At 64.6% G+C, this 25,907-nt stretch carries 24 protein-coding genes; 13 read left to right on the top strand and 11 right to left on the bottom strand.

Annotated elements, in window-relative coordinates; all coding sequences use genetic code 11:
- Positions 1–304: 304 nt before the first annotated feature.
- The 6 genes from F757_RS0125625 to F757_RS0125600 all read right to left on the bottom strand — a co-directional run bounded on the left by F757_RS0125625 (position 305) and on the right by F757_RS0125600 (position 5,289).
- Complete coding sequence (locus F757_RS0125625) at positions 305–625, bottom strand: hypothetical protein (protein ID WP_027213872.1); 321 nt, start codon at positions 623–625, stop codon at positions 305–307.
- Positions 626–712: 87 nt separating this feature from the next.
- Positions 713–907 (bottom strand): hypothetical protein, encoded by a 195-nt coding sequence (locus F757_RS0125620; RefSeq protein WP_027213871.1) that lies wholly within the window; start codon positions 905–907, stop codon positions 713–715.
- A 134-nt stretch (positions 908–1,041) separates the two neighbouring features.
- The gene (locus F757_RS0125615) at positions 1,042–2,400 is read right to left on the bottom strand and encodes an MFS transporter (RefSeq protein ID WP_027213870.1); all 1,359 of its coding nucleotides are present in this window, start codon (positions 2,398–2,400) and stop codon (positions 1,042–1,044) included.
- Between the two features lie 414 nt (positions 2,401–2,814).
- Positions 2,815–3,159 carry a cupin domain-containing protein gene (locus F757_RS0125610; protein WP_027213869.1) on the bottom strand — a complete coding sequence of 115 codons (345 nt, stop codon included), beginning with the start codon at positions 3,157–3,159 and terminating at the stop codon, positions 2,815–2,817.
- A gap of 40 nt (positions 3,160–3,199) precedes the next feature.
- The gene (locus F757_RS0125605; RefSeq protein WP_027213868.1) at positions 3,200–4,180 is read right to left on the bottom strand and encodes a succinylglutamate desuccinylase/aspartoacylase domain-containing protein; all 981 of its coding nucleotides are present in this window, start codon (positions 4,178–4,180) and stop codon (positions 3,200–3,202) included.
- Between the two features lie 26 nt (positions 4,181–4,206).
- Entirely contained in the window at positions 4,207–5,289 is a 1,083-nt protein-coding gene (locus tag F757_RS0125600) for a tartrate dehydrogenase (protein ID WP_027213867.1), read from the bottom strand.
- A 165-nt stretch (positions 5,290–5,454) separates the two neighbouring features.
- Between F757_RS0125600 and F757_RS0125595 the strand changes: the two genes are divergently transcribed.
- Positions 5,455–6,378, top strand: a complete 924-nt coding sequence (locus F757_RS0125595) for a LysR substrate-binding domain-containing protein (protein ID WP_027213866.1) — start codon at positions 5,455–5,457, stop codon at positions 6,376–6,378.
- Positions 6,379–6,431: 53 nt separating this feature from the next.
- Here F757_RS0125595 and F757_RS0125590 read toward each other — a convergent pair whose 3' ends face one another.
- The 4 genes from F757_RS0125590 to F757_RS0125575 form a co-directional block, all read right to left on the bottom strand.
- Complete coding sequence (locus F757_RS0125590) at positions 6,432–6,929, bottom strand: Lrp/AsnC family transcriptional regulator (protein WP_013341808.1); 498 nt, start codon at positions 6,927–6,929, stop codon at positions 6,432–6,434.
- 53 nt (positions 6,930–6,982) lie between these two features.
- Positions 6,983–8,404, bottom strand: a complete 1,422-nt coding sequence (locus F757_RS0125585; protein WP_027213865.1) for an aspartate aminotransferase family protein — start codon at positions 8,402–8,404, stop codon at positions 6,983–6,985.
- Between the two features lie 194 nt (positions 8,405–8,598).
- Positions 8,599–9,525 (bottom strand): 2-hydroxyacid dehydrogenase, encoded by a 927-nt coding sequence (locus tag F757_RS0125580; protein WP_027213864.1) that lies wholly within the window; start codon positions 9,523–9,525, stop codon positions 8,599–8,601.
- A gap of 6 nt (positions 9,526–9,531) precedes the next feature.
- On the bottom strand, positions 9,532–10,398 hold the full coding sequence (locus tag F757_RS0125575) for a GNAT family N-acetyltransferase (protein WP_027213863.1): 867 nt from the start codon (positions 10,396–10,398) through the stop codon (positions 9,532–9,534).
- 283 nt (positions 10,399–10,681) lie between these two features.
- Between F757_RS0125575 and F757_RS0125570 the strand changes: the two genes are divergently transcribed.
- The 11 genes from F757_RS0125570 to F757_RS0125520 all read left to right on the top strand — a co-directional run bounded on the left by F757_RS0125570 (position 10,682) and on the right by F757_RS0125520 (position 23,383).
- A complete protein-coding gene (locus tag F757_RS0125570; protein WP_027213862.1) occupies positions 10,682–12,175 on the top strand; it encodes an aldehyde dehydrogenase family protein in 1,494 nt (497 codons plus the stop codon).
- A gap of 284 nt (positions 12,176–12,459) precedes the next feature.
- Complete coding sequence (locus F757_RS0125565; protein ID WP_027213861.1) at positions 12,460–13,128, top strand: haloacid dehalogenase type II; 669 nt, start codon at positions 12,460–12,462, stop codon at positions 13,126–13,128.
- Between the two features lie 148 nt (positions 13,129–13,276).
- A complete protein-coding gene (locus F757_RS0125560) occupies positions 13,277–14,551 on the top strand; it encodes an NAD(P)/FAD-dependent oxidoreductase (RefSeq protein ID WP_027213860.1) in 1,275 nt (424 codons plus the stop codon).
- A 94-nt stretch (positions 14,552–14,645) separates the two neighbouring features.
- Positions 14,646–16,262 carry an ABC transporter substrate-binding protein gene (locus F757_RS0125555; protein WP_027213859.1) on the top strand — a complete coding sequence of 539 codons (1,617 nt, stop codon included), beginning with the start codon at positions 14,646–14,648 and terminating at the stop codon, positions 16,260–16,262.
- A 134-nt stretch (positions 16,263–16,396) separates the two neighbouring features.
- Positions 16,397–17,350: an ABC transporter permease gene (locus F757_RS0125550; RefSeq protein ID WP_027213858.1), complete on the top strand. Its 954-nt coding sequence runs from the start codon at positions 16,397–16,399 to the stop codon at positions 17,348–17,350.
- Complete coding sequence (locus F757_RS0125545) at positions 17,347–18,297, top strand: ABC transporter permease (RefSeq protein ID WP_027213857.1); 951 nt, start codon at positions 17,347–17,349, stop codon at positions 18,295–18,297. The genes F757_RS0125550 and F757_RS0125545 overlap by 4 nt, the downstream gene beginning before the upstream one ends.
- Positions 18,297–20,138, top strand: coding sequence for an ABC transporter ATP-binding protein (locus tag F757_RS0125540; RefSeq protein ID WP_027213856.1), 1,842 nt, complete (start codon positions 18,297–18,299; stop codon positions 20,136–20,138). The genes F757_RS0125545 and F757_RS0125540 overlap by 1 nt, the downstream gene beginning before the upstream one ends.
- The gene (locus F757_RS0125535) at positions 20,135–20,449 is read left to right on the top strand and encodes a (2Fe-2S)-binding protein (protein ID WP_027213855.1); all 315 of its coding nucleotides are present in this window, start codon (positions 20,135–20,137) and stop codon (positions 20,447–20,449) included. The genes F757_RS0125540 and F757_RS0125535 overlap by 4 nt, the downstream gene beginning before the upstream one ends.
- A complete protein-coding gene (locus F757_RS0125530; protein WP_027213854.1) occupies positions 20,434–21,813 on the top strand; it encodes an FAD/NAD(P)-dependent oxidoreductase in 1,380 nt (459 codons plus the stop codon). Before F757_RS0125535 ends, F757_RS0125530 begins: the two co-directional genes overlap by 16 nt.
- Positions 21,810–22,976: an NAD(P)/FAD-dependent oxidoreductase gene (locus F757_RS0125525; RefSeq protein ID WP_027213853.1), complete on the top strand. Its 1,167-nt coding sequence runs from the start codon at positions 21,810–21,812 to the stop codon at positions 22,974–22,976. The genes F757_RS0125530 and F757_RS0125525 overlap by 4 nt, the downstream gene beginning before the upstream one ends.
- Positions 22,973–23,383 (top strand): helix-turn-helix domain-containing protein, encoded by a 411-nt coding sequence (locus F757_RS0125520; protein WP_035467464.1) that lies wholly within the window; start codon positions 22,973–22,975, stop codon positions 23,381–23,383. Before F757_RS0125525 ends, F757_RS0125520 begins: the two co-directional genes overlap by 4 nt.
- Here F757_RS0125520 and prpR read toward each other — a convergent pair.
- Positions 23,340–25,313 (bottom strand): propionate catabolism operon regulatory protein PrpR, encoded by a 1,974-nt coding sequence (gene prpR, locus F757_RS0125515; RefSeq protein WP_027213851.1) that lies wholly within the window; start codon positions 25,311–25,313, stop codon positions 23,340–23,342. The genes F757_RS0125520 and prpR overlap by 44 nt on opposite strands.
- Positions 25,314–25,530: 217 nt before the next feature.
- Between prpR and F757_RS34115 the strand changes: the two genes are divergently transcribed.
- On the top strand, positions 25,531–25,907 hold a 377-nt coding region (locus tag F757_RS34115; RefSeq protein WP_035467463.1), incomplete at its 3' end, for a citrate/2-methylcitrate synthase.

Genomic DNA, 25,907 nt, shown 5'->3' with positions numbered 1-25,907 from the left:
TCCTTGGCTTGCCCGTTTCGCAGAAGCGGGGCTGCGGTTTGTTTGGCGTGGCATCGCGCGCCGGGGCGGCATGCATGCGGCCATGCGATAAGCCGATGCTACGCGTGTCGCGCAGTCAATGAATCGCCTCAAAAAGTGGCGTACGGTGCGTATATCGCTTTTTTTCGGGCGGCTACAGCATATTCTGCTGAATCGGGTGGCTGCTCTCGGTCACGTTGCGAAGCGTTCTCTTTCTCGTGCCGCGCAAGATGGTGATCCCGCGCGGGAAATGTGTCAGCGTTTGGAACGATTCTGGGACGTCGAGCTACTCCCGCCGCTTCCGCGCCTTCGCGCACTCAGACGTAAACGCCATGCTGGCCTGATCGGGCGTCATGCGCGGCGCGTCTGGCGCGTAGACCTTTTCGATAATGGAAGCAAAGGTCCGCCGGTCCGCATCGTCGTGATAGTACCTGGCGGCCTGGTCTAGCGCCTGCGCTTTCGTCTTTTTGTGGGCGCGCCATGAGGCGACCTGACCGGCAATATCTCCAATCGCAAAGCACTGCTCGCTGACCGTTTGTGCTGCGGCTGGAACGGCCGCTTGCGCAAGGCATGCTGCAAGCAATGCCGACATGACGACGCGTTTCATCAAGACAAATCCCGTTGGGCGCAAAGCCCGCAGTTTAACGCGGCAGCGCAGCATTGCTGCCCGCGTCGATTCGTCGCTGCAAGACGGCTACTTCTTGTCTGGCTCCGCTTCTGTGTTCGTGCCGCTCTTGCCGTTGCTTCGATTGGTGACGGCGCCGGTTTCGTCGAGTTGGTCGTCGAGGTCGTCGTCGTTCTCGTCGGCCGGCGGTTCTGCTTGCGTGGCCATGAACGAAGCGGCGATGGGGTGAAGGGGCGCGGTCAGGTGGATTGAGGTTGGCATCATGTCAGTGCTCCGGTCGTGGGATCGTATGCGTTTGAGCAAACCGCGAGCCCGCGCCGAACTGGCGGTTTGTTTGCGTGCAAAGAAAAAGCCGCCTGCGAAGGCGGCTCCATCCAAACCCGCAAACCACGTCGCACTCAATGCCCGAACGACTCGGCTTTCGACACGGCCGTATTGGACACATACGGCCGGGCCGCCTGCTTGATAAGCAGCGCGATGCACGCAATGATGCCGGCGACCGCAATCGTCGCGAAGATGCCGGCAAACGTGAAATGACGGCGCGTCAGTTCCGCCACGAGGAACGAGCCGGCGATACCGCCGAATCGTCCAATGCCGAGCATCCATGCGACGCCGGTGCCGCGGCCTTGCGTCGGGTAGAACGCGGCGGCGAGCGCCGGCATTGACGATTGCGCGGTGTTCATGAGCACGCCCGCCACGAACACGATCAGCACCAGCGCGCCGACATTGCCCGCCGCCTGGCCGATCAGATAGACGCTTACCGCCGTCAGCGCATAGCAGGCCGCGATGATCCGGTTTGCGTTGAAGCGGTCCATCAGCACGCCGCACACCACCGCGCCCACGCCGCCCAGTGGGAACAATGCGGAAATTAGCGTCGCGCGCTGCGGCGTCAGGCCGGCATCCTTCAGCAGAATCGGCATCCAGTTGATCGACGCGTAGAAGATGACGAGACCCATGAAGTACGTGATCCACAACATCACCGAGCCTACGATGTACGCGCGCGACACCACCACAGCGGCGCCTTTGCCGCCGGTTTGCGGCGCAGTCTCGGTCATCGTGAACGATTCTGCCTGTGCGGCCGAGCTCGACACTCGCGCCAGCGCGGCCCGAATGCGCGCGGCGGGCTTGTTGTTGGCGACCATATAGCGTACCGATTCCGGCATGCTGACCATCAACAGCACGAGCAGCACGAGCGGTGCGATGCCGCCGAGAATCAGCACGCTGCGCCAGCCGAAATGCGGAATCATCCACGCGGCGAGGAAGCCACCGAATGCCGCGCCAAGCGGAAAGCCGCAAAACATCAGATTGATGATGGTGGCGCGGCGGCTATCCGGACAGTACTCGCCCATCATCGTGACGGCGTTCGGCATGGCGGCGCCAAGCCCGACGCCAGTGACGAAGCGCAGCACCGTCAACTGCTCGATGCTCGCCGAGAAAGCCGAACCGAGGCACGCGGCGCCGAACAGCAGCACGGAGCCGAGCAGCATCGAGCGGCGCCCGAGCCGGTCGGACAGCGGCCCTGAGGCCAGCGCGCCGCAGGCGAGCCCAAACAGCGCCGCGCTCAGCACGGGTGCGAGCGCCGGTTTGGTAATGCCCCACTCAGCCAGCAACGACGGGGCAATGAAGCCGATGGCGGCCGTGTCGAAACCGTCGAGCAGCACGATCACAAAGCACATGAAAAACACGAGCCACTGGAACGGCGAAAACGGGTGCTCATTGAGGAAGGTCTGAACGTTCACAGCGTCGCTGCGATTCATGATGTGTCTCCTGACTGCAAAAAGGCTCGTCGGAGCGAGCCTTGTCTTACCTGACGGGCGCGCGCCGTTGGCGCCGCGCGATGCCTGCGCCTCGCACCCGGCCGCTGCATGATTCATGGTATGCGGACGGATAGGTCGTCGCCATCAATTTCGATGTGTTCGTATATAGAACTCAGATTCTCATAGCGAACAGGCGCCACTGTAAGGAGTGTCGGGGCAACGGGTCAACGCGGGATTACCCGACACCGTGGCCAGTTTGCGTCGAAAGCGACAATGGGCCGGCGAGGGGACGGAGATGGGACCGAAGAAGGGAAGGCGGAAAAGGGAAAGTGAAAAACAGAAGCCGCAGCGCGCCAGGGCGCGCCGGGTCAGACGAAAAAGTAAAGCGGAGGTAAGGCTGAAATGACGGCGGGGTCAGAGAATCACGTAGACCTTGCGCATGGTCTCATCCACTTCCCACAGGCCCTCGGTATTGGCTTCGAAAAACAGCGTGTCGCCGCTCGCGAAATGAACTGTCTCTTCATTGTCTGGCGTGAAGCGCCCGCGCCCGGACAGGATATGCATGACCTCCGCCTGTTTGACCGAGCGGCGGTACGTGCCGGCGGAACATTCGAAGATGCCGGTGTCGATCGCCTTAGTGCCCCTGATTACCCGCTGCACGCCGCGGACGCGGATTGGCGTGGTGCCCGGCAAGCCGGCCGTGCCCCAGTCCTCGAGATTGTCCAGATTCACGCTTTGTGTGATTTGTTGAACCTTCATGGCTTGATTCGCCCTTCACTATATGAATGCACGCGCCTGGTCAGAGGCCGCGGGTTGAAGTGTCAATAGTCTGCTCGATCTTGCCGAGGCGCACGACCGTCACGCCGGGGCGCAACTGCCGCAACGAAGGCATGACGAGCATGCAGTCGTCGTAAGGCGTGGTGACTGCTTCGCCGTTGGACCAGCCGATCACGGCGCCCGCTTCGGGAAAGATTTCGAGGCCGGTGTAAGGCCCCGCAAAGCGGAAATCCATGCTCGTGGCAACCACCGGTTGCGTGACCCGCACGATATGCTGCACAGGCGGCAAGGGCGCGAGCCAATCCGCTGGCAAATCGCTCTCGTCGACTACCCCCGCGAGCAGCAGAAAGCGCGCAGTAGTGTCACGCGCCACTGAGACGGCGCTCTTCTCCCAATGCTGTCCGCATTCGATCAGCAATGCGTTCTTCGCGCTCGCCGGGTCGCCGAAGCCCTCGTAATCGCGCATGCGGCGGCCTTCCGGATGCCCTTCGTCGCAGATCACGGTGGCGGGCGTGCCGAGCCGCACGGCAAGTTCGATGCCTTTTTGCAAAGGCCCCGCGACGATCAGCGGCTTGCTCTTCTCGTGCATCGAATGCAGGTCGAGCAGCGCGTCGACACTGTCGATTACCGGCCGCATCGCCCGGGCGCGTGCAAGTTCGCTGGACTGGCGCGCTGCATCGTCGAGCACCGCCGCGGTCCACACGCGGTTGAAATCCTGATCGACGAAGCGGGCTGCGTCCGGCTTCCCGGAATCGAAACGCCGGTATGCTTCCACGTTGGCAAACGCGAGCGTGAGCCGCCCACGGCGCGGCCGCAAGCCGCGGCGCAGCAGGTCGTCCACGACAATCGCGCCGCACACCTCGTTGCCGTGCGTAAGCGCGTTGATCATGACGTGCGGGCCGGCGAGGCCCGAGTCGAACGAGTGAACGTAAGCAATGCCCGTTGACGATTGCTCATGCGCCGAAATGTCGGGGAACTCGACTTCGATCGGATAGCTTTCCATGCTCGTGTTCGTGTCCGCGCTCATGCTTAGCCGAGCCTCGCTGCAATCGCCTGGCCGACTTCGGTGGTGTTCGCCTTGCCGCCGAGGTCGCCGGTATGCGGACCCTCGATCAGCGTCGCTTCGATGGCGGCCAGAATCGCGTCGTGCGCCTCGCGCTCCTTGCCTTGGTGATTGCCGAGGAAGTCGAGCATCATCGCGGCGGACCAGATCATTGCAATGGGATTCGCAATGTTCTTGCCGGCGATGTCCGGCGCCGAGCCGTGCACCGGCTCGAACAGCGACGGAAACTTGCGGTCCGGGTTCAGATTGCCCGACGGCGCAAGACCGATGGTGCCGGTGCATGCCGGACCGAGGTCGGACAGGATGTCGCCGAACAGATTGGTGGCCACCACCACGTCGAAGCGGTCGGGGTTCAGCACGAAGCGCGCGCAGAGAATGTCGATGTGCTGCTTGTCCCACGTCACGTCCGGGTACTGCGCCGCGATGCCGGCCGCGCATTTGTCCCACCACGGCATGCTGATCGCGATGCCGTTGCTCTTGGTGGCCACCGTGATCTTCTTGCGCTCGCGGCGTTGCGCGAGGTCGAACGCGAATTTCAGCACGCGTTCACTGCCGTGCCGCGTGAATACCGATTCCTGCAAAACGAACTCGCGCTCCGTGCCTTCGAACATTACGCCGCCCACCGACGAATACTCGCCCTCTGTATTCTCGCGCACGATCCAGAAGTCGATGTCGCCGGCCTTGCGGCCCGCCAGCGGCGAAGGCACGCCGGCAAAGAGCCGCGCCGGGCGCAGGTTGATGTACTGATCGAACTCGCGGCGGAACTTGAGCAGCGATCCCCACAGCGAAACGTGATCGGGCACGGTGTCGGGCCAGCCCACCGCGCCGAACAGAATCGCGTCGGCCGATTGCAGTTGCGCCTTCCAGTCGTCCGGCATCATCTGGCGGTGCTTCGCGTAGTAGTCGCAGCTTGCCCACTCGATGTGCTGGTACTCGAGCTCGAGGCCAAAGCGTGTCTTCACCGCGTCGAGCACGCGCAGCGCCTCGGGCATGACTTCCACGCCGATGCCGTCGCCGGGAATGACTGCGATCCGATATTTCTTCGACATGTTGCGCTCCTCCATGAAATGCCGTTGCTGATTCGATCACAGTTATTTTATTCCTGCTGTTTGGCTCTAAAATGATCGCTTTAGTTAAGCCACTGTGCACGATCCGTGTACAAATCCGGGCGCCCTTGAGCGCTACTGAGCGCCACTAAGCAACATAAGCGAGCCATGAACGCCGTTCCGTCACCCGATCTCGGCGATTTGCGCGTGTTCTGCGAAGTCGCGCGCAAAGCCAGTTTCAGCGCGGCGGCCGAGTCGCTGCAGGTGTCCGCGGCGTATGTCAGCAAGCGCATCAATGTGCTGGAGACTACGCTCGGCACGCGTTTGTTGCATCGGTCCACGCGCCGCGTCGCGATTACCGAGGCGGGTGAGCGCGTCTACACGTGGGCCGAAAAAATTCTCGACGACGTCGACCAGCTCGTTGAAGACGTTTCCACTACACGTCGCATTCCGGGCGGCAAGCTGCGCATTTCGAGCAGCTTCGGTTTTGGCCGGCGCTTCGTGGCGCCCGCGCTCGCGCGTTTTTCCGAACGTTATCCGCAACTGAGCGTGCGGCTCGACCTGTTCGACCGGCTCGTGGACGTGGCCGGCGAAGGCTTCGACCTGGACATTCGCATCGGCGACGAGATCGCGCCGCATCTGATCGCGCGGCGGCTCGCGTCGAATCATCGGGTGCTGTGCGCGTCGCCCGAGTATCTCGCGCGGCATGGCGCACCGCGTCAACTGGCGGAGCTGTCGTCGCATGCGTGTCTCGCGATCAAGGAGCGCGATCATCCATTCGGCTTGTGGCGTTTGACCGTGCGCGGCGAGGCGGCGTCCATCAAAGTCACCGGACCCTTGTCCACCAATCACGGCGAGGTTGCGGTGCAATGGGCGCTGGCCGGGCGCGGCATCGTGCTGCGTTCGATGTGGGACGTGCGGCCGCTCCTGGAAAGCGGCCAGTTGCAGCAGGTGTTGCCCGAGGTGACGCAGCCGGCGAACCTCTGGGCGGTGTATCCGGCGCGGCTTGCCCAGTCGGCGAAGGTGCGGGTTTGCGTGGACTTTCTCAGCGAAGAGTTCGCGCAATGGAGCCCGCCTGAGGCGGGCGCGTGATTGGGGTTTGCTGGTCGCGACTAATGCGTGGTGAATGCCCGACTAATGCCTGACTAATGATGATTCTGCGAGAACAGCGTTTCCAGCGGATAGTGGCTCTTCACGAACGGCGACTTGATGATCACGTAGCTGAAGTACTTTTCAATGCCAATGTCGCGTTCCAGCAAGCCTTCAATAATGCTCTGGTAGTGACTCACGCTGCGTGTGACGAACTTGAGCAGGTAGTCGTAGCCGCCGCTCGCAAGGTGGCACTCCACGATTTCATCCACGTCGCGAATCGCATTCACGAACTTGATGAAGTCTTCCCGCCGATGATCGGCCAGGGTGACTTCAGTGAAAACGATCTGCACGTCACCGAGCTTTTCGAGCTGGATCTGCGCGCCGTAGCCGACGATGTAGCCCGCCTTCTCCAGCCGCTTCACGCGAATCAGGCAAGGGCTGGGTGAAAGGCCGACCGCATCGGCAAGCTCGACGTTGGTTATGCGGCCTTTCTTCTGCAACTGGGAAAGAATGCGCAGGTCGATACGGTCTAGCTTGCAGTCGCTGCTCATCGTAACGTTGTGGCTCCGGCGGTTGAGGAAAGGGACTGAGGGTGCCCTCTACTCTAGCATGCAGCGGCAGTAGTTTTGACCTGGTGATTGGCCGTGGTTGTGCCGTTCAACGCAGCGCGAACCTCGGCTTGCGCGAGTACGTCGTTCAGGGTCTTCTCGAGCCGCTCGAACATCAGGTCGAAGTCCGATTCGGTGTACGAGAGCGCGGGCGCAAAGCCGAGAATGTTATCGCCGAACGCACGGAAAATCAGGCGGTTCTGATACGCGGCCGCGGCTATACGCTCGGACAGTTTCAACGCCGGGTCGAACTGCGCCTTGGTGTTCTTGTCGGCGACGAGTTCGAGCGCGCCGAGCAGGCCGCGGTGACGCGAGTCGCCCACCAGTGGATGCGCGAGCAGCGCATCCAGACCGCGGGCGAAACGCGGTGCGCGTGCCACGCCGTTCGCGAGCAGACCGCCTTCGTGATAAAGACGCAGCACTTCCAGACCGATCGCCGCGCTGACCGGATGCGCCGAGTACGTGTGACCGTGGCCGACAATCGCCTCGGCGTCGCCGTCGGCAATGCCTTGATAGATTTCGTCGGACATCAGCACCGCACCCATCGGCGCATAGCCTGCGGTCAAGCCTTTGGCGACCGTCATGAGGTCCGGCTCGACGCGCTCGCCCTGGCACGCGAAGAGCGGACCGGTGCGGCCAAAGCCCGTAATCACTTCGTCCGCAACGAACAGAATGCCCAGCTTGCGGCAGCTTTCTCGCATCGCCGTGAGCCAGCCGACCGGCGGCACGATCACGCCGCCCGAGCCTTGAATCGGTTCGCAGAAAAACGCTGCGACGTTGTCCGCGCCCAGTTCCGCGACCTTTGCTTCGAGCGCGGCGACGGAGGCGGCGATCAGCGCGGCGTCGTCGGCAAAATCATTGCGGTAGGCATACGGCGAGGGCAGGTGATGCTGGTTCGGCAGCGGCAGATCGAAATTGCGGTGAAACGCGGGCAGCGCGGTCAGCCCTGCGCCCATGCTCGACGAGCCGTGATAGCCGCGCTGCAACGCGATAATGTGCTTCTTCGACGCACGGCCCGTCGCGTTGAAGTAATGCGTGATGAAACGGATTGCCGAATCCACCGCATCCGAGCCGCCGAGCGTGAAGTACACATGCTGAAGCGAAGCGGGCGCGACTTGCACGAGTTTTTGTGCGAGCTCGATGGCGGGCTCCGAGCCGAAGTGAAAATAGCTCGTGGCATAAGGCAGTTTCTTCATTTGCGCGGTGGCCGCTTCGACAATGCTCTGCTGGCCATAGCCTACGTTCACGCACCATAAGCCGGAGAAAGCGTCGAGCAGTTCGTTGCCGGCCGCGTCGCGCAGGAACGCGCCGCTCGCGGATTCGAGCACCGTGACGCCGCGCGCCTCGTGCGCACGGTAGTTGATGACGGGGTGAATCAGATGCTGGCGGTCGGCTTCAATGAGCGATTGAATCGGCATGGTGGGTTCTCGTCGCGGAATGGGCTGTTGACGGTTCCATACTACTGACTGAGGCCGATTGCCCGCTTACCTAAACAATTGCCTGAAAAGCGCGCGCGACGCGTTTTGATGCAGGCCCTTAGCATTTTGTGCTGCAAAGGCCGGAAAGCGGCGGTGCGCGCGGATTGCGCCGCAGTCGATCCGGTCCGGCAGGCTCAATAGCCGCGGGTGCGGTCGACCTGACCGAGCATCGGCAGGCCTTCGCGATGACGGCGCAGGTTCTCGAGCACGACCTCGACGGCGGTGTCGGGCCGCGTCGCGCTGGCAATGTGCGGCGTGATGCGCACGCGCGGATGCGTCCACAGCGGATGACCGGCCGGCAACGGCTCGGGGTCGGTCACGTCAAGGATCGCATTGCGCAATTGGCCGCTCTCGAGCGCCGCCAGCAAATCTTGCTGATTCAGATGGGCGCCACGGCCGGTTTGAATCAGCGAGGCGCCGGGCGGCAGCTTTGCAAACAGGCTTGCATTCAGCAGGCCGCGCGTGGCCGGCGTGAGCGGCAGCAGGCAGACCAGAATGTCGGTGCGGGCAAGGAATGCGTCGAGCGAGGCTTCGCCCGCATAGCAGTCGACGCCCTCTATTTCACGCGGCGAGCGGCTCCAGCCCGCACACCCAAAGCCGAAGAGCCGCAGCCGCTCCAACACCGCGGTGCCTAGCACCCCAAGCCCCAGCACGCCGATGCGCCGTTGCGCGGCCGGTTTGAGCGGCAGTTCGCGCCACACCTGCTGCTGCTGCGAAAGCGCGTAGTCGAACAGATCGCGATGAATGGTGAGCGCCGCCTGCGTGACGTATTCGACCATGCCTTCCACGAGCCCCGGCTCGATCATGCGCACCACCGGCACGTGCTCCGGCACGCCCGACAGGTCGAATTGATCGACGCCCGCGCCCACGGAAAACACCACTTCCAGATTGGGAAACGTGCGGGTCGGCTCCTCGGGCGGCTGCCACGCGACCAGATAACGGATCGCAGCCGGATCACCGTGATTGGGCCAGATATGAAACGGCAGCTCGGGCGCCTTCTCGGCGAACAGCCTCGCCCATTGCAGGCCGCGCGCGGGGTCGGCTTTATAGAGTAACGCCATGACGGGTCAGAAAATTGCCTGATTGATGATGCCGTATTGCAAATAAGGCGACGCGTTGGCCGCCACGCTCTGCGGCTCTGCGTTGCGCACCATTCGGACCACGGTGTCCACGCGCGGCAGGCCGAGTTGTTCGAGCCAGCCGGTCAGGCCGCTGTCGCCGGGCGTGTCCATGCGCACGAACACGCCTTCGTTGAGCGCGAGCCAGTGGCTGATGAGCGCCTTCGCACGGCTCGAATCCGCGGAGGCGGGCGCGACCACCGGGCCGATCGCAAAGCCGCGACCAAAGCGGCGAAAGAGCGCGAAGCCGATCAGTTCGCCATCGCGATCCAATGCAATGCCGTCCGCGTTATCGAGCAGCGCCGGCAGCACAGCGCTGCGGTCGAGGCCGCTTGCCTGCGAAGCCAGTTCGACGAGCCGCGCGGTGTCGCTCGAACCAAGCGGCCGCAAGCGTTCGCCCGCCGGCAACGAGACGAGCGGCGGCTGGAACGCGGCGCCCTGGTGCTGATCGAGCGTGCCGGTCGAGCGAAAGCCCAGCTTTTCGTAAAGCGGCTGACCGGCGGCGGTCGCGTGCAGGAAGGTGATGCGGCCACCGAGTTCCTCGAGCAGCAACTCCATCAGTCTTCTGCCGATACCGAGTCCTTGCCGCGCTGGCGACACGATCACCATGCCGAGCGATGCGCGATCCACGCCGTACTTCCAGCAAAGCGCGGTGCCGATCACGCCGCTCGCATCTTCGGCGACAAAGCCCGTGCCCAGTTGTGCGACGAACTTCCAGTCGTCCGGGCGATGCGGCCATTTGAGTTCGACCGTCAACGCATGCGCGGCGGCGACGTCGTCGAGGGTAAAGCGTCTATATGTAATCGGGTCGGGCACGCCGTGCTCCTGAATGGCTAAAGACTTACGCGTCACTGTGTCATCCGGGGCGCGGTGTGACTAGGACGATCTTTTTATCCGCCGCGCCGAATAGGGCCGCAGCGCAATTCGATGCAAAACGCTCCGTCTGGGCGCGCATTACAGGCGGGTTCTGCTGCCGCGCGATTTTTGTCGGCGACATATGCCAGGCGCGCGGCTCTACGATTTTGTCATGACGAGCGCGGCGACGATGTCGCGACGCTCGCGGTTCCATTCAAAGGTCATCTACTCAGGGCACTTTCTCATGGACAGCTTCAATCCGGACGACGTCGCGATTCGCAGCGGCCATTTCATCGGCGGCGAGTATCTGGAAGGCAGCGGGCACGGCGCGCGCCGCCTGGACGTGGCGCGGCCGTCCGACGGCACGGTCTACGCGAGCGTGCCGGTAGCGGATGCCGACATGGTGGACCGCGCGGTCCAGAATGCGTGGCAGGCGTTTCGCACGAGCGGCTGGGCTCGCATGGCGCCGCGCGAGCGCGCGAAGATTCTGCGCCGTTTCGCGGATCTCGTCGAAGCCGACGCCCCCGCGCTCGGCCGCCTCGAGGCGCTTGGCTCGACCCGGCCGATCGCCCAGGCCGTTTCGTGGGACGTGCCTTTCACCGCCGAGGGCATCCGCTTCTACGCGGAGTTCGCCGACAAGCTGGGCGGCGACGTCGCCGCCACCGACCACGATCATCTCGGCATGACGATTGCCGAGCCGTATGGTGTGATCGGCGCGATTGCACCGTGGAATTTCCCGCTCGTGATGGCTTCGTGGAAGATCGCGCCCGCGCTCGCCGCGGGCAACGCGGTCGTGCTCAAGCCCTCGGAAATGACGCCATTTTCCGTGCTGCGCTTAGCCGAGCTGGCGGTGCAGGCGGGCGTGCCCGCCGGCATCTTCAACGTGGTTCAGGGCGACGGGCGCGCGACCGGCGACGAGCTCGTGCGTCATCCAAAGATCGGCAAGGTCACGTTCACCGGCTCGACGCGCACAGGCGCCGCGATCATGGCGGCCTGCGCGACAAGCGGCACCAAGCCGGTCACGCTGGAGTTGGGCGGCAAGAGCCCGCAGATCGTATTTGCCGACGCGCCGCGGCTTGACGATGTGGCGCGCCGCATCGCGGGCGCGATCACCGGCAATGCGGGGCAGGTGTGCGTGGCGGGCTCGCGGCTGCTGGTGGAACGCAGCCTTGCGGAGCCGCTCGCGGAGCGCATCGGCAGGATTTTCGCGGAGATGAAGCCGGGCGCCACATGGGCTGCGGGCACGACGCTCTCGCCGATCATCTCCGAGCCGCAGGCGGCGCGCATCGAAAGCATCGTGGAGCGCACGCTTCACGCGGGCGCCACATTGCGGCACGGCGGCAAGCGGGCCGAAGTGCGCGGCGCATCGGCGGGCGCTTTCTATATGCCGACCTTGCTTACCGACGTCAACGCCCAGTCGGAGGCCGTGCGCGAGGAAGTATTCGGCCCGGTGCTCACGCTGCAAACCTTCGACACCGAAGAAGAAGCGCTCGCGCTCGCGCAGCATCCCGAATACGGGCTTGCGGCCGGCGTGCATACCGCCGACCTCGGCCGGGCGCTGCGCTGCGTGCGCGCACTCGAAGCGGGCACGGTATGGGTCAACCGCTATGGCCGCACGTCGGACTTCATGATCCCCACGGGCGGTTACAAGCGTTCGGGCATCGGCAAGGATCTCGGGCGTCAGGCTTACGAGGCCAACCTGCGTTTCAAGAGCGTGCTGATCGACCTGCGGGAATGACGAGCGCGTGCTTCGGCATGCCGCGAGCCCAAGCCGGCTAAGGGTTACGCCGGAGCACGGCAGACTCTGCTGCGCAGTGGCCCAAAAACGCATGGTTTGTGTCACGGGCAGCGCGCGAATCAGGAGCATCTATGTTTTTGCGCTGATTAAATCTTTTACAGGAATGAGCTTTCTACTGCCGACCGGACGCGTATGCATCAGCGCCTCGCCTGGCCCCTTGCAAGCTAGTTGCTGTTTTCGCCAATGAGCTCGACGCGAGTTCACCACCACGATAGGACTACACCATGATCGATTTCGAACCGAAATACATCACCTTTGACTGCTATGGCACGCTGACCAAATTCCGCATGGCCGACATGACACGCGAGCTGTACGGCCACATCCTGAAGAGCGACGACCTCGAAAAGCTCGTCGCGTTCTACGCGGGTTATCGCCGTGACGAAGTGCTGGGTGCGTGGAAGCCGTATCGCGACGTGGTGGTCAATGCACTGCGCCGTGCGTGCGCGCGCATGAACGTGGAATTCGACGAAGCCGGCGCGCAAAAGATCTACGAAGCAGTGCCGACGTGGGGCCCGCATCCGGACGTGCCGGAAGGTCTGTCGCGCCTTGCGAAGAAGTACAAGCTGGTGATCCTCTCGAACGCGTCGAACGACCAGATCCAGAGCAACGTCGACAAGCTCGGCGCGCCTTTCCATGCGGTGTTCACCGCGCAGCAGGCGCAATCGTATAAGCCGCGCATGCAGGGCTTCGAGTACATGTTCGACAAGCTCGGCTGTAATCCGGAAGACGTGCTGCACGTGTCGTCGAGCCTGCGCTATGACCTGATGACCGCGCATGACATGGGCATCAGGCACAAGGCGTTCATCAACCGCGGCCATGAACCGTCCACGCCGTATTACCAGTACTACGAAGTGAAGGGCATTCCGGAACTGGCTGCCGAACTCGGCCTTTAATTGTCACAGGCGCGCGCGAAGGCCGGGCAACGGCTGGGCAACCAAGGCGCGCTACAAGGCCGCCCTGCAAGCCGGCGCTGCCGCCGCGCCGCCGACCGCTCGTCCGCCGACCGCTGGCCCGCTGACCGCAACCATGGACACGCATACGATGAAGCTCGATTCGTACTGGCTCGACACCGCGCCGCCGTTCATCGCGGCCTGCGAAGGTCCGGTCGACGGCCACGCCGATGTGGTCGTGATCGGCGCGGGCTTCACCGGCCTGTCGGCGGCGCAGGCGCTCGGCAAGCGTGGCGCGTCCGTCACGGTGGTGGATGCGGGGCGCGTGGGCGGCGGCGCGTCGGGACGCAACGGCGGCCAGGTGAATACCGGCGTGGCGCAAGACTTCGTGGCGCTTGTCGCGCAACTTGGCATCGAGCGCGCGAGCGCGTGCTACCGCGCGTATGCGGATGCGGTGGATACGGTCGAGCGTCTGATCGTCGAGGAGAACATCGACTGTGATTACGTGGCGAGCGGCAAGCTCAAGCTGGCCGCGAAGCCGCATCACTTCGCGCACCTCGAGAAGACGGCGGAGCTGATCCGACGCGCGGTGGACCCGCACGTAGAGCTGATCGACGGCGAGCGCATTCGTGCCGAAGTGCAGTCCGATAGCTTTTACGGCGGATTGCTGCAGCGTCACGGCGGCCAGATGCATATGGGCCGCTTCGTGGTCGGTCTTGCAGACGCCGCGGTGCGGCGCGGCGCAAGAATATTCGAGCACGCTCCGGTTACGTCGATAGTGAAGGACGGCGCGGCGCACCGTGTCGTCACCGCGCGCGGCGAAGTGCGCGCGAAGCAGGTGTTCATCGCCACCGGGCCGTCGCGGCATGGGCCGTTCGGCTGGTATCGGCGGCGCCTCGCGCCGGTCGGCTCGTTCATCGTGGTGACGGAGCCGCTGTCGCCCGCGCTGCTCGCGCAGATGCTGCCGAACCGGCGCGCCTACACGACCACGCGCCTGATGCACAACTACTTCCGCGTGACACCCGATGCGCGCTTGCTGTTCGGCGGCCGCGCGCGCTTCACGGCCTCCGAGCGGCCCTCCGATGCGAAGAGCGGGCGCATCCTTCAGCAGGGACTCGCCACGATGTTTCCGCTGCTCGCCGCTGCGCGCATCGACTATTGCTGGGGCGGTCTCGTCGACATGAGCGCCGATCGTCTGCCGCACGCGGGCCAACACGATGGCATCTATTTTTCGATGGGCTACAGCGGCCACGGCACGCAGATGTCCACGCACATGGGCCAGGTGATGGCGGACGTGATGGACGGCCGCACGGATCGCAACCCCTGGGACGAGTCCGAATGGAGCGCGATTCCGGGGCACACCGGCAAGCCGTGGTTTTTGCCCCTCGTGGGCACGTATTACCGTATCAAGGATCTTTTCTACTGAGGTCCCGCTGACGCATTCGTCGTTGCAGTCCCGCTGTTGTAGTCGCCACTCAACCCCGCAGCCCCCACAACTGCCCATCTCGCGGAGAAGTTCGATGAATAAGGAAAACTCACCACATGGCGCCCTTGACCTCGGCAACGGGCTCGAGCAATTGACGGCGAAAGGCGCGTCCCGGCGCGACGTGCTGCGTGCGCTGGCCGCAGCCGGGATGATGTCGATGACGGGCGCAGGTCTGCTGGCCGCGAGCAGTTCGGCGCTCGCGCAAGCGAAGCCGAAGCAGGGCGGCAAGATTCGCGTGGCCACGCAGTCGGCCTCCGCCGCGGACACGCTCGATCCGGCGAAGGGTTCGCTCAGCACCGACTACGTTCGCTGCAACATGTTCTACAACGGCCTGACCGAGCTGGATTCGCACCTCGGCGCGAAGATGGCGCTTGCCGAATCGATCGACACGAAAGACGCGACCGTGTGGGTCGTGAAGCTGCGCAACGGCGTGCAGTTCCACGACGGCAAGGCGCTCGCGCCCGCCGACGTGGTTTATTCGATCATGCGCCACAAGGACCCTGCCACGGCTTCCAAGGCGAAGACCATCGCCGAACAGGTGAAGGAAGTGAAGGCCACCGGTCCGAACGAAGTGACGATCACGCTGCAAGGTGCGAATGCAGACCTTCCGGTGATTCTCGCCACGTCGCACTTTCTGATCATCAAGGAAGGCACGAGCGACTTCAAGACGGCCGTGGGTACGGGGCCGTACAAACTGAAAGAGTTTTCGCCGGGTGTGCGCACGGTCGGCGTGAGAAACGACAAGTACTGGAAGCCGGGCATGCCGTATCTCGACGAGATCGAACTGATCGGTATCGGTGACGAATCGGCGCGCGTGAACGCTTTGCTGTCGGGCGACGTGCAACTGATCAGCGGTCTCTCGCCGAACTCGGCGGAACGCCTGAAGACTGCTTCGGGCTTCAAGGTGCTCGAAACGAAGACGGGCGGCTACACAGACCTGATCATGCGCGACGAGGGCGGCTTGACCGGCAACGACGATTTCCGCCGCGGCATGATGAACCTGTTGGACCGCGAGCAGATTCGCCGCTCGGTGTTTCGTGGCTACGGTGCAATCGGCAATGACCAGCCGATCGATCCGACCAACAAGTACTACCTTGCGGGACTGCCGCAACGCGCGTTCGACCCCGACAAGGCCAAGTTCTATTTCCAGAAGGCGAAGCTCGGCTCGACACCGCTGCAGGTCTATGCGTCCCCGGCAGCGGACGGTTCCGTCGAAATGGCGATGCTGCTGCAACAGGCGGCGGCGCGCGGGGGCCTCAATCTGCAGGTGAGCCGCGTGCCGGCGGACGGCTACTGGTCCAACCACTGGATGAAGCATCCGCTCGGCTTCGGCAACATCAACGCGCGCCCGAGCGCGGACGTGCTCTTCACGCAGTTCTTCAAATCGGACGCTCCGTGGAACGAAGCCAACTGGAAAAGCCCGAAGTTCGACCAGATGCTGGTCGCCGCACGCGGCGAGCCGGACGACGCAAAGCGCAAGAGCATCTACGGCGACATGCAGGTGCTCGTGCATGAAAACGGCGGCATCGGCATTCCGCTCTTTCACAGTTCGCTCGACGCGTACACGAGCAAGCTCAAGGGTCTCGGCTCGATTCCGCTGGCCGGTCTGATGGGTTTTGCATTCGCCGAAAACGTCTGGCTGGAGGCGTGACCTTGAAGTCAGGGCGCTGAGGCTTGCGGGCCGCAGCGCCGCTTTTTCCGCAATTTCCCGCAATACACGCACTACATGTCTGGCGCGTCGCTTTTACAGGCGGCGCGCATGCTTTGAAAAGGAGGCGACTTTCAATGAAAGCACACGCGCAACGACTCATCGCCGCGCGCCTCGGTCTCGCGCTGCTCACGCTGCTGCTGGTTTCGGCCATCGTGTTCGGCGTGACGGGATTGCTGCCTGGCGATGCCGCGCAGCAGGCGCTCGGCCAGGCGGCCACGCCGGAGGCCGTCGCCGCGCTGCGGCATCAGTTCGGGCTCGATCAGCCGGCGCTGCAACGCTACGGCGAGTGGCTCGTTCATATCGTCACCGGCAACTTCGGTACTTCGCTGTCGAATAACCTGCCCGTCAGCGAATTGATCGCCACGCGCCTGCCGAACTCGCTGGTGCTCGCCGGACTGACAGCGGTCGTGTCGGTGCCGCTCGCGTTGCTGATCGGCATTTCGTCCGCAATGTTCCGGGGCTCGCTGCTCGACCGTGTGCTGAATGTACTCACGCTTTCCACGGTTGCCGTGCCCGAGTTTCTGGTGGCGACCATCGCCGTGCTGATTTTCGCCGTCAAGCTGCGCTGGCTGCCGGCGCTCTCCTACCTGTCCGAGGTCAATTCGTTCGGCGCGCTGCTGCGTATCTACGCCATGCCGGTCATGACGCTGTGCTGCGTGATCGTCGCGCAGATGGCGCGCATGACGCGCGCCGCGGTCCTCGATCAGCTGAATTCGTCGTACGTGGAAATGGCGATACTCAAGGGCGCTTCGCCCGTGCGCGTGGTGTTACGCCACGTGCTGCCCAACACCATTGGACCGATTGCCAATGCGGTCGCACTCAGCCTGTCGTATCTGTTCGGCGGCGTGGTGATCGTGGAGTCCATCTTCAACTATCCGGGCCTCGCGAGCCTGATGGTGGACGCCGTGACGAACCGCGACATGCCGCTCGTACAAGGCTGCGTGATGGTGTTCTGCGCCGCGTATCTGGGGCTCGTGCTGATCGCGGACCTCTGTCAAATCGTATCTAACCCGAGGCTGCGCCGATGATAAGCCGACCTACCCGTCGCCCCATCCCGCATGCGGGCACCGAGCTGTACGACGTTGCCCGCGACGAAGCGGTGGCCGCCGAAGCGCCTGCAACGGCTGCCACGCCTGCTCGATCCAACGCCTTGCAACGGCTCGTGCAGCGCTTTTCGGTGCTTGGCCTGCTGGGCCTCGTGATTGTGCTGTTCTGGTTGCTGGTCGCTTTTGTCGGGCCGCTCGTCGCGCCGTATCAAGGGGGTGCGCTCACTTCCACGGAAATTTTCGGCCGTTACAGCGCGGCGTATCCGCTCGGCACCGACTACCTGGGCCGCGACATGCTGAGCCGCATTCTCTACGGTGCGCGCTATACCGTCGGTCTGGCGCTCGCCGCGGCCATGCTTGCAAGCGTGATCGGGACGTTCTTCGGTCTGCTCGCGGCGGTATCGGGCAGATGGGTCGACGAAGTGCTGAGCCGCCTGTTCGACGCGCTCATTTCGATTCCGAGCAAGGTGCTCGCGCTTGTGGTGATTGCGGCGTTCGGCTCGTCCATTTCAATGCTGACTACGGTGGCGGCGCTCGCCTACATTCCCGGTGCGTTCCGCATTTCACGCTCGCTCGCGCTGAATCTGATGGGACTCGAATACGTGCAGGTGGCCCGCGCTCGCGGCGAGGGGCTGCTGTATATCGCGCGGGTCGAGGTCTTGCCGAACATGATTCATCCGATGCTTGCCGACTTCGGCCTGCGCTTCGTGTTCATCGTGCTGCTGCTGAGCGGCCTGAGCTTTCTCGGGCTCGGCGTGCAGCCGCCGAATGCGGACTGGGGTTCGCTCGTGCGCGAAAACATCGGCGGCCTGTCCGAAGGCGCGCCTGCCGTGCTGATGCCTGCGGTCGCCATTGCCACGCTGACCATCGGCATGAACCTGCTGATCGACAACCTGCGGCGTCGCAGCCGTAGCCACGGAGACGCATGATGGCCGAGCGGGACATGATTGAAGTAAAAGGGCTGCGTGTCGTCGCGGGCGCGGCGCACGGGCCGGTGACAGAGATCGTCAGGGGCGTCGACTTCTCGGTGAAGAAGGGCGAGGTGCTCGCGCTGATCGGCGAATCCGGCTCCGGCAAGACCACCATTGCACTGGCGCTGCTCGGCTATGCGCGCGCGGGCTGCGAGATCAGCGGCGGCTCGGTGCGAATCGGCGACGTCGAAGTGCTGTCGCTCGACGCAAAAGGACGCCGCGCGTTGCGCGCGCGCGCCGTCGCCTACGTTGCGCAAAGCGCCGCGGCCGGTTTCAATCCGGCGCGCACGATCATGGATCAGGTGACGGAGCCGGCGCTGCTGCATCAACTGATGACGAAAGAGGCTGCGCGCGCCAAGGCAATCGAGCTGTTTCGAGCGCTCGCGCTGCCCGCGCCCGAGACCATTGGCGAGCGCTATCCGCACCAGGTTTCCGGCGGACAGCTACAGCGCTTGATGGCGGCCATGGCTTTGATCACCGATCCGGCGGTCGTCGTGTTCGACGAACCGACTACCGCGCTCGACGTCACCACGCAGATCGAAGTGCTCGCGGCCTTCAAGAAGGTGGTGCGCGAACTCGGCACGACAGCCGTGTATGTGTCGCACGATCTGGCCGTCGTTGCGCAGATGGCCGATCGCATCGTCGTGCTGAACGGCGGCGCGGTGAAGGAAAACGGCGCGGTCGCGCAAGTGCTGGATGCGCCCGCGGATGCCTACACGCGCCAGCTGCTCGCCGCGACGCGCCGTCCTGAGGCGCCGCAAGCGCCCCAGCAGGACCGCGCATCGGCACCGCCGCTCCTCGAGATTCGCGGACTGTCGGCAGGCTATGGCCGCATCGACCGTGACGGTGTGCCCGCCGTGCGTGTGCTCGACGACGTGAGCCTGATCCTGCCTCGCGGCAGCGCGCTCGGCGTGATCGGCGAGTCCGGTTCGGGCAAGACGACGCTGGCGCGCGTGGTGGCCGGTCTCGTGGACCGCGCACGCGGAGAAGTCCTGTTCAACGGCGAGCCGTTGCCTGCGCAACTGTCGCACCGTACGCCCGAGCATTATCGACAGATCCAGATCGTGTTCCAGAACGCGGACACCGCGTTGAATCCGAGTCATTCGATTGCGGACATTCTCGGCCGGCCACTCGCGTTCTATCACCACATGCGCGGTGCGGCCGCGAAAAAACGCATGCTTGCGTTGCTCGACCTCGTGAAGCTGCCCGCTTCGATCGCCACGCGCACGCCGGCGGGACTGTCCGGCGGCCAGAAGCAGCGTGTGAATCTGGCGCGCGCGCTCGCCGCCGATCCTGCGCTGATTCTCTGCGACGAAGTGACATCCGCGCTCGACACGGTGGTCGGCGCCGCGATTCTCGATCTGCTCGCCGAATTGCGCCGCGAACTGGGCGTGTCGTACATGTTCATCAGCCATGACATTTCGACGGTGCGCGCGATCTGCGACGAAGTGATCGTGCTGTATGCAGGCCAGCGCGTGGAAGCGGGGCAGCGCGACGTGCTCGCCGCGCCGCCGTATCACCCTTACACGGGCTTGCTGGTTGATTCGGTGCCCGAACTAAAGCCTGGCTGGCTCGACGCACGGCGTCACGTCGCCGCCTGTGCGTTGCCGGCGATGGGCGAGAGCGCTGCCGTGCCTGAGTTGTGTTCGTTCCGCGCGCGCTGCCCGGTGCGCATCGACGGTGTCTGCAATGTCACGCCGCCGTCGCTGAAGAAGTTGCCTTCCGGCGCGGAGATTCTGTGCCATCACTCGGCGGCCGAGCTGAGCCGTTTGCAGAATCTGGAGACGATTGCGGCATGAACCAGCGATTTGTACGGCTCGCCGAAACCGGTCGCAAGACCTTCCCGATTACCGTCGACGGCGAGGTGCGCGAAGCCGCCGAAGGCGACACGCTGATAGTCGCGCTGCTCACCAGCGGCAGCACGCTGCGCGATTCCGAATTCGGCGACGGCCGTCGCGCCGGCTTCTGTCTGATGGGCGCGTGCCAGGACTGCTGGGTGTGGACCGCGCAAGGCGAGCGCCTGCGCGCATGCAGCACGCCCGCGGCGCCCGGCATGTCGATCGTCACGAATCTTGCTGAAGCCGGGGAGGGTGTATGGCCCCGCGTGTAGTGATCATCGGTGCGGGGCCTGCCGGAGTGCGCGCCGCACAGACATTCGTTCAGGCCGGGCTGCGCCCTGCGGTCGTCGACGAAGGCCGGCGCGACGGCGGGCAGATCTACCGGCGTCAACCGGACGGTTTTTCCCGCAGCTACGACACGCTCTACGGCACCGAGGCTGAGCGCGCCGCATCGTTGCATCAGAGTTTCGATGCGCTGAAAAGCAGAATCGACTATCTGCCGGAAACGCTCGTGTGGAATATCTCGGCAAATGCGGTGCATACCGTTGCCGGCACGCGATACGGCACACTGCCGTTCGACGTGCTGATTATTTGCAGCGGCGCGACCGACCGGCTCATGCCCGTCAAAGGCTGGCACCAGGCGGGCACCTATAGTCTTGGCGGCGCGCAGGTCGCGCTCAAATCGCAGGGCTGTGCGATCGGCTCGCGCACCGTGATGATGGGCAGCGGGCCGCTGTTGTATCTGGTGTCCGCACAATATGTGAAGGCGGGCGCACAGATCGCAGCGGTGCTCGACACTTCGACGTTCATGCAGCGCCTGGCCGCGTTGCCGCGCCTGCTCGCCATTCCCGCCGCGCTGAGAAAAGGCATTGCGTTGACGCGGGTGTTGTCCGCGGCACGCGTACCGGTTTATCGCGGCGTGCAGCCAGTCGAGATAAAAGGCTCGCCGCGAGCGGGTGTGAGCGGCGTGGAGGTGGCGTTGCCAGACGGCAAGCGTCTGGAATTCGCGTGCGATGCGGTGGCGTTCGGCTATCACTTGCGTCCAGAAACGCAACTGGCGGATCTTGCCGGCTGCCGCTTCGTTTTCGATGGCGATGCACGGCAGTGGCTGCCCGAAATAGACGGCGACGGTCGCAGCAGCGTGAAGGGCGTCTATCTCGCCGGCGACGGCGCACGCGTGCGCGGCGCGGACGCGGCCGAGCGCACCGGGCGCCTCGCCGCGCTTGCCGCGCTGCACGACCACGGCGTGCAAACCCCCGGCATCGCCGATACGGACGCCTTGCGCGCCGAGCTCGCGCGCTTCTCACGCTTTGCGGCCGGCTTGCGCGACGCGTTCCCGTGGCCGGCGAAATTGGCCGCGTCGCTGCCGGACGAGACCATTGTGTGCCGCTGCGAAGCAATCACGGCCGGTGAACTGCGCCGCGTCGTGCGGGAAGCGGGCGCACAGGAAGCCAATCGCGCCAAGGCGTTTTCGCGAGTCGGCATGGGCCGCTGCCAGGGGCGCTATTGCGGGCACGCGGGCGCGGAAATCATTGCGGCGGCCGCATGCGTGCCGCTTTCGTCGGTGGGACGGCTGCGCGGCCAGGCGCCGGTCAAGCCGCTGCCGGTCGCGCTCACCGAGGAGGAGGCGCAATGAGCGCGACGCGTAACGAAGCTGATGTCATCGTGATAGGCGGCGGCATCATGGGCACGACGACCACGTTCTTTCTGCGGCAGCGCAATCGCTCGGTGATTCTGCTGGAGCGCGGGCTGACCGGACAGCAGGCGAGCGGCGTGAACTTCGGCGGCGTGCGGCGCCAGGGCCGCGCACTGCCGCAACTCGCTATGGCCAATCGCGCGCTGCGCACGTGGCAGCGCTCGGCGCAACTGCTCGGCAAGGACGTCGAATTTCTGCCGGTGGGTCATACCCGCGTGTGCTATCACGGGAAGGACGTCGAGAATTTCGTGCAGTACGCGCGCGACGCGCGTGCCTACGGACTCGACCTCGAAGTGCTGCAAGGGCCGGCACTGTTTCAGCGCTTTCCGTTTCTCGGCCGTGAAGTGCTGGCCGCGTCCATTTCGCCGCTGGATGGTCACGCGAATCCGCGCCTCGCCGCGCCTGCGTTCGGACGCGCGGCGGCGCGGCTCGGCGCGCAGGTAATGGAGAACACGGAGATCGTGCGCGTCGAAAAAGAGGGCGGCCGCTTTCGCGTGGAAAGCGCGCGCGGCGACGTGTACCACGCCGCTCAACTCGTGATCTGCGCGGGCGCGTGGGCCACGCGTCTGACCGAACAGTTCGGCGAGCGCGCGCCGCTCGCCGTGAGCGGACCGCAAATGTGCGTGACCGAGCCGGTGCCGTATGTGTTTCAATCGTCGATGGGCGTATTCACGTCCATCAAGCAGGAGGGCATTTATTTCCGGCAGATTCCGCGCGGCAACATCATCGTCGGCGGCGGGCTTGCGGGGCCGGCCGATGCGGTGACTAGCCGGGCGTCGGTGCTGCCGCAGAACACCGTGCGGCAGCTCGCGCAGATGCGGCGGCTCGTGCCCGCGTTGGCGCCGTTGCATGTGATCCGGGTGTGGAGCGGTGTCGAAAGCTATCTGCCCGACGGCGAGCCGGTGATCGGTCCAAGCAGCAAGGTCGACGGGCTCTTCTACGCGTTCGGTTTCAGCGGTTCGGGTTTCCAGATCGGTCCGGGCGTGGGCGAGACAATGGCGGAACTCGTGGATACGGGCAGCACGCCCATTGCGCTCGACAAATTCTCCATTCAGCGTTTTGCCGAGGAGCCGGCGGCTTGCCCTGGCATCGTCACGTCATGAAACAGTCCCTCAGCCTCAATGCCGCGCGGGCTTTCATAGAAGCCCATTTCAACGAGCCGGTGACGCTCGCCCAACTCGCCGCGCTGTCCGCGCTCAGCGTATCGCGCTTTGCGACGGTGTTCCGGCAGCAGTACGGCGCGTCGCCGTACCGCTATCTGTGCGGCGTGCGCATTCAGCGGGCGCAGACGCTGCTGCTCGAAGGCGTACCGGGCTCGGTGGTGGCGACCGAGGTCGGCTTCTTCGACCAGAGCCATTTTGGCCGGCATTTCAAGCGATGCTGCGGCATGACGCCGAGCATGTTCATTCAGCGCGCGGCGGCCAACGGCGGCAAGCACGGCGCCGACGCCGGCGCCGCACCAAAGGCTAACGCGCCGCGTTCAGCTTCCGCCATAAGGTCGTCTTGCTGATGCCGAGCGCGTCGCACACCGCGTCGCGGTCGCCACCGTGTGCGGCGAGCGCGGCGCGGATTTCGTCGGCTTCCACATGACGGCTGCGCTCGCGCAGCGTCAACGCGGTTTTCTTCGGGCGCGTGTGCGCCGGTTCGGCAATTTCAGGGGCGATGCTGCGCAGTATGTCGCGCGTCAGCAAAGGCGGATTGCCTGGTTCCGCGTCGTTGTCGGCGTCCATGTCCGCAAGCTCAACGGCAATCCGTTCGATCACGTTCTGCAATTCCCGCACGTTGCCCGGCCACGCATAACGCTGCAACGGCTCGGCAAGCACAGCGAGAACGCGCTCGGCGGCAGCGGCGTCGGGCAGGCGCGAGGCAAGCCGCGGCTCGCGCGCCGCGGCTTGCAACAGCAGCTCGACGGCGAGCGGCAGCAGGTCGGTTGATCGCTCGCGCAGCGGCGGCAGCGCAATGCTCAGAATGTTGAGCCGGTAGTAGAGGTCGGCACGAAAGCTGCCCGCTGCGATGCCCTCGGTCAACGCACGGTGCGTGGCCGCGACAACGCGGATGTCCACGCGTGTCGGCTCCGTCGAACCGAGCCGCACAACTTCGCGTTCCTGCAGCACGCGCAGCAAACGGCTTTGCAACGACAACGGCATCTCGCCGATCTCATCCAGAAACAAAGTGCCGCGATGCGCGACTTCAATCAGTCCCGCCTTGCCGCCCTTGCGCGCGCCGGTGAACGCGCCTTCCTCGTAGCCGAACAGTTCGCTTTCGAGTAGCGCCTCGGGAAACGCGCCGCAGTTGATCGCGACGAACGCGAAGTCGCGCCTTGCGCTCAACTGATGCATGCTCTGCGCGACCATTTCCTTGCCGGTGCCGCTCTCGCCGAGAATCAGCACGGTTGCGTCCGACCTCGCGTATCGCTGGACGAGCCCGCGCACGCGTTGCATCGCTTGCGAGACGCCGACCATATCGTCCAGCCGGTAGCGCGCGCTGAACTGCTGCACCCGTTGCCGCGAGCGCAGCGTGCGGTCGAGCCGTTCTACCGCGCGCGATTCCTGAAATGTCAGCACCGTGCCCGCTGCCGCCGCGCCGCCGCTTGCCAGCGGTCCGCGATGCACCACGTAGCTCGCGCCGCGCACGGTACAGAACGCGTCGCCGTCCGAGTCGGGGAGACTGCCCGCGAGGTCGGGCGCGAGTTCGAGCAGCGCGCGGCCCGCTGCATGCGCCGCGTCGATGCCGAGCACCGCGGCAAGCCGCTGGTTCATCGCCTCGACGCGTCCTTCAGCATCGAGTGCCACGACGCCGTCACGCAGATGTTGCAGCAGGTTGTCGAGCCGTTGGCGGCGCAGCGTCTCGCGCCGCGTCGCCTGCGCGACTTCGAGCGCCGTCTCGAAGCCGGCGCGCACCGATGCGCGCGAGTAAAGAAACACGGCGCCCATGCCCGCGTTCGCCGCGAGATCGGTGACGAGCCCGGGACCCACCACCACGTCGATACCGCGATCGCGCAGGTCCAGCACGACGCTTTCCGCGTCCTGCGCCGATTGATGGGAGGCGAACGTCACATCCAGCCCGAATGCCGCGACGAAGCGGCGAATCTCGTCGGGCGTGTTGCCATGCGTGACCAGTGCAACCTTCGCGCCGTCGCGGCGGGCGCGCGCGAGCGCGTGCATCACGTCGAACCCGGTCGGCGTAATCATGACGACCGGCACGGCCACGCGCGTCTTCAGATAGGCGCCGTTCGAGCCGCCCGCAATCACGACGTCGGGCCGGCCGGCGCCGGCAGCCTCGATTTCGCGCACGGCGTCCTCGAAACCTTGCGCGACGATGCGCAGATCCGCGCGCTCCACGTATTCGCCCGCGATGTCGAGAAACAGATCGCGCAGGCGGCTGATGCTGAGCGCCCAGATGCGCGGGCGCGGGGCGGTGTCGAAGGGGACGGTGCTCAAGGTGGTGGCTCGGAAGTAGACTCGTGCTGGCCCGCCTATTATGCGCGCATCGGTTTCATATTTGAAATGTAAGAATTCCGCTTATGAAACGGTCGAGCTTTCAGGGTTTGTGAGTAAGGTTGAAAATCAGGCACTTAGCGCAGGCGGCCAACGTCGGCCCGTTCCTTGCCTCTAAGGTGGCGGTCAAAGAATTTCCCACGCATCTGGAGACATACTGATGAGCGAAGCAGACAACAGCGCGAGCCCGGCCAACGCGGGTGCATTCAAACCGAAAAAATCCGTCGCGCTGTCCGGCGTTACGGCGGGCAACACGGCGCTGTGCACTGTCGGCAAGACCGGCAACGACCTGCACTATCGCGGCTATGACATTCTCGATCTTGCGGGCAATTGCGAGTTCGAAGAGATCGCCTATCTCCTCGTGCACGACAAGCTGCCCACGCAGGCCGAACTGAGCGCCTACAAGGCGAAGCTGAAGGCGCTGCGCGGCCTGCCCGCGAACGTGAAGGCTGCGCTCGAATGGATTCCGGCGGCCGCGCATCCGATGGACGTGATGCGTACCGGCGTGTCGGTGCTCGGCACCGTGCTGCCGGAGAA

Source organism: Burkholderia sp. WSM2232 (genome assembly GCF_000472545.1).
In the GTDB taxonomy this organism is placed as follows: Bacteria; Pseudomonadota; Gammaproteobacteria; order Burkholderiales; family Burkholderiaceae; genus Paraburkholderia.
Note: the sequence above shows the minus strand (reverse complement) of the source record. Positions and strands in the feature narration are given on the sequence as shown.